6 protein-coding genes are annotated in these 4,214 nt (G+C 53.0%); all 6 read left to right on the plus strand.

Annotation, left to right across the window (positions count from 1 at the left end):
* Positions 1 to 204 precede the first annotated feature (204 nt).
* On the plus strand, positions 205 to 408 hold the full coding sequence (locus HXY34_12300) for a hypothetical protein (GenBank protein ID NWF96914.1): 204 nt from the start codon (positions 205 to 207) through the stop codon (positions 406 to 408).
* A 25-nt stretch (positions 409 to 433) separates the two neighbouring features.
* The gene (locus HXY34_12305; GenBank protein ID NWF96915.1) at positions 434 to 817 is read left to right on the plus strand and encodes a type II toxin-antitoxin system death-on-curing family toxin; all 384 of its coding nucleotides are present in this window, start codon (positions 434 to 436) and stop codon (positions 815 to 817) included.
* 592 nt (positions 818 to 1,409) lie between these two features.
* Positions 1,410 to 1,592: a hypothetical protein gene (locus HXY34_12310; GenBank protein NWF96916.1), complete on the plus strand. Its 183-nt coding sequence runs from the start codon at positions 1,410 to 1,412 to the stop codon at positions 1,590 to 1,592.
* On the plus strand, positions 1,585 to 1,866 hold the full coding sequence (locus HXY34_12315) for a type II toxin-antitoxin system RelE/ParE family toxin (GenBank protein ID NWF96917.1): 282 nt from the start codon (positions 1,585 to 1,587) through the stop codon (positions 1,864 to 1,866). Before HXY34_12310 ends, HXY34_12315 begins: the two co-directional genes overlap by 8 nt.
* 88 nt (positions 1,867 to 1,954) lie before the next feature.
* Complete coding sequence (locus HXY34_12320; GenBank protein ID NWF96918.1) at positions 1,955 to 3,022, plus strand: hypothetical protein; 1,068 nt, start codon at positions 1,955 to 1,957, stop codon at positions 3,020 to 3,022.
* A gap of 159 nt (positions 3,023 to 3,181) precedes the next feature.
* Positions 3,182 to 3,733, plus strand: a complete 552-nt coding sequence (locus HXY34_12325; protein ID NWF96919.1) for a hypothetical protein — start codon at positions 3,182 to 3,184, stop codon at positions 3,731 to 3,733.
* The last annotated feature ends 481 nt before the right edge of the window (positions 3,734 to 4,214 follow it).

Below are 4,214 nucleotides of genomic sequence, written 5' to 3' on the forward strand. Positions count from 1 at the left end.
GACAACCGTGCCTGTGCATCGAGAAAGAACACTGCCCAAGGGCCTGCTTCGTAAGATCATCTAAGAGGATCTGGAGGAGCTCGATGAGTTCCTTGCCCTCTACGAAAGTGGCGCTAGTCTAGGACACATCAATCATGTGCGGATAAGACGCTGAGGTGCATCCTTATATCAGCCAGAGTCGGTATGGAGCACAGGTCTGACACCATGACTATGAAGACGATTGCAGTTTCCGAGGAGGTCTATCAACTGCTAATGAAGATAAAGCTCCCGGAGGAAGAGCTTGAAGACACGATACTCAGGTTGTGTGGCGTCAGAGCCCGAGGCAGGGACTTCGACAGTACGTTTCAGAGGGCACTTGAAGAAGTCATTGCTGAAGATGCGGAACTCCTGAAACGACTGGCACAGTAGACAATCTCCTCGGAGTCGTACAGATTTGAGGTATCTGACCTTCGATGAGATAGTCGTGATTCATGGACGACTGATTGATGCGTTTGGAGGAGAGGGTGTTATTCTGTCAGAAGAAGCGCTGGAGAACTGCGTGGCGCTCCCGATGATGGCAGTCTTCGGCAGAGAGACCAGCTCCTCGCTGTGGCTCAAAGCCGCAACGCTGCTTCATGCCATAGTGACAAGACACCCCTTTGTGGACGGGAACAAGCGTACCGCATGGACCGCCGCCAAGGTGTTCCTTCTGGTCAACGGCTTCCGGCTCTCTGCTCAGGCAGAAGACGCAGAGAGAGTCGTCCTGAGGACTGTCAAAGGAGAGATAGGTGTCAAGGAACTGGCCAGGTGGATTGAACTCCATTCGAAGGAGGTCTGAAAGAGGCAACCACTGGACAACCCGCATCTGTGTGACGCGTTGGTTGCCGCGCCCAACGTCACCACGCTGCCGTCTATGACCAAGCTTATCGAGAGCTACGTGGTCATCAGGGTGCCCCGATACGACGATGTGGCGATGGTGCACATGCATATGCAGGACATCGAGCTGATGGTGGATATGAGATAGACGCCGCCTGCATCTTCTGTGTGCTCGGGCTGAGAGCATTGTTTGAGAACTGGTGTCACACGACCTTCAGATCCAACAGATGACTCAGTTCCTTCTCCACTCTCACAATCCTGAAGGAACCCGGAGTGTGGTCCGGTTCGAACTCGACCAAGATGTCAACATCGATGTCGGGTCCGAAGTGTTTCTTGGGTGCTGAAACAGAGAAAGACCCTCGGCGAATGTGATGCTCCCCCCACGGGATTGCCTACGTTCTTTTTTCGAGTCTCTAAATGGCGGGTTGTTTCTGTGCACTCTCAGAGTACTGTCGTAGGCAGTCCGAATCTCCTCAGGATTCTAAGTCTCTATACAGGGCCGTCCCGGTCAATGTGATTATAAGCAAATATCGATACCATTAATCATGATGGGAATGGGCGAGACCACAACAATCCCCCTGACGAAGGAAACTCGGGATCTTCTGAAGCGATACGGTAAGAAGGGAGAGACCTATGACGACCTGATTCGGCGTCTGTTGGAGATAGCTGAGCAGGTCGAGTTTGCCAACAGGCAGAGGCGGATTCTCATGGAAGAGGAGTTCACGCCTCTTGGCTGAGTACAAGGTCCTGCTCTCCAAGACCGCAGTGACACAGCTGAACCTGCTGGAACCGGGACAGGCCGCACGAGTCAGAGAGGTCTTACGGAGTCTGGGAACTGACCCGTTCCACAGGCGGTCTGGAACTGATATCAGACGACTCTTGACAACTGACCACCCACCACTCTTTCGGGTGCGGATTGGCGATTACAGGGCAATCTACTTCGTGGTTGGTGATGAGGTCCGTGTCACAGAGATCATCCATCGAAGTCGGGGTTACAAGTGGCTTGAGTGACCGTTGATTGTGAATTGGACGAGGCTGAACAATAGGATGAGCTGCCCGTGCACGTATGCGATCCGAGCGGCCCTCATCCCGAGCTGTCTTGCCTTCAGGTAGTATCCTTCGTCCTCTCTCGGGCAGCTTTGACAGGATGGGTGCGCTGTGGTACAACCGTGCCTCCAACTCGATATGCTCGGCCATCGACGGAGATGTGGTGACGCTGGGTGCAGTGACCAACGCCTCGCGGATTGTGAGCTACTTGGTCATCAGGGTGCTCAGGTACGACGATGTGGCGATGGTGGACCTGCGGGTGCAGGACATGGAGCTGGTGGTGGACCTGAGAGGGACGCCGCAGTGGGTGCCAGCGCCTCCGCCGGATGAGGAGGCAGTAGGAGTTGAATGCGACGGCACAAAGACCGGACTGTCGGACAATGGCTGTGGTGAGCAAGTCCTATCAGTGGAGGCGATTGGAGATGCGATACTAGGTGCAATAGAAGCCGTCTGGAATCTTGTATGCTTCTGGCCGGTGTTGTTCATCAGTCTGATTGGGGAGTACTACGGATCACTCTTCGACATTCTCGTGACTGTTGATTTCATAGGCTCGACCAAGGTGGAGAGAATGAGTATCACGGTTCTCTCCATACAAGACCAATCGGACGAAGCGATACAGTTGATGTACGCGAATGTATGGAGATTGTTCGATTTGCTTGTGTTCTCTGGTCTCGTGATCACGGCATATCTCTTGGAGAAGGGGTTGGACATGCTAAGGTATGGGTCCTTCAGTTTCCCTGTGCTTGTTGGGGGAATCCTCCTCTGGACAACTCTGTTCATAGGGTATCTTGGACTATTGAACTGGTGCTACAATGAGGGATATCAAGACGCATGGGAGAACTTCATTGCAGTATTCGTGCTGTATGTACTTCTGGTAGGAGGTCCCACAGTCGTCTACGGCCTCACGAGTTTCAGGCTCGCCTATTTGCTCATCACCAGTCCAGTGTTCTTGGCATTCGTGGCTGTCATTCTGGCGCTCGATCCACATTGGCTTAAGATGCGTGCAGGTTACAACTTACTGCTTTCAGTCATCGAGGTCTGGGCAATAATCATGTACATTGTTTATCTGGTCATATGGCTGGGGATTGCCATGCGTGATGAACCAATCGCGAGAGGATGATGCATGTTCGATGATTCAAGACTCTTCGCACTGTCAGTATTGGGGGCCGTCCTCTTGCACGCGATGCAAAGTGTGGCGTTCCGTAGACCCGAGCCCTCTCCGTTGTATTCAGTACATCGGGTATTGCTCCGGACGTTTCGCCGGAGGTTCTCAGTCTATATGACGATTATCACTGCTCCATTCGCCTGCGTAATACTGATTGATGCACTGACCTCAGCTGGAGATCTCCTTGATGCTCAGACAACCCTTCTGTACTCCTTGGGGCGTACTCTTCTCGCAGCAATGCTATCCGGTATGCTGTCATATGATAGCAACCTACGAAAGCGGTCGCCCATCGACTCCCTCCTGTTGCAAGGTCTGACCTTCTCATGTGTTGTTGAAACATATCATGTCATGAAGGGGTTGCTTGGGTCTAATCCTGCTTCCGCCCACCTGCTATCTCAAATGCAGAGAGCAGACTTCTTGGAGCAGTTCATGGAAGCAGCGGTCCAAGCACAGCTCAAGTGGGAGTGTCTCGACCAGTTCCTTTGGAGAGTGTACTTTGATAAACACGAGGTCGAATCATCGACCGGAAGACGCAGCGAAGTGCAATTAGATGAATGCGAGCAGTACTTGAACAGCAGGAACAATCTCCTCTCCAGAGGAGACGAGGCTGGAATCGCCTTCCGGAACTCGCTATCCAGATGGAGGGAGCATCAGCAGCTTCAGTAGAATGAATGGACTACTTACACCGCCCACTGTTCAGAAACCGGCGGTGGATTGCCGCAGGTTTCATCCACACAGCTCCAGGTCCTCGACCTGCAGGTCCACGATTGCCACGTCGTCGTATCGCAGCACCCGAATGACCATGTAGCTGACAATCCGCGAGGCGTTGGTCACTGCACCAAGCGTCACCACATTTCCATCGATGGCCGAGCGCTTCGAGTTGGAGGCCCGGTCGCGTCACCGCACAGCGGTCCGCGTTAAGCTGAAACTCATAGGGTTGGAAATAGTTGCTCCAGAGTTGGCCGCTCCTTGACATCAAGGTCGTGGCTGGGGGTCCCGACTTGTAGGAGCTTATTACTGATACGAAGATGCAAAGCCGAAACCATACGGCACGCTCCTGAAACCTTCATGTTTCAGCCCCTAGTTTCCTGTCAGACAGCAAGCAGTAGACTGTGCATCAACATCAAACATCGAGTTGTCCAAGTCC

The organism is Candidatus Thorarchaeota archaeon, assembly GCA_013388835.1.
Taxonomy (GTDB): domain Archaea; phylum Asgardarchaeota; class Thorarchaeia; order Thorarchaeales; family Thorarchaeaceae; genus JACAEL01.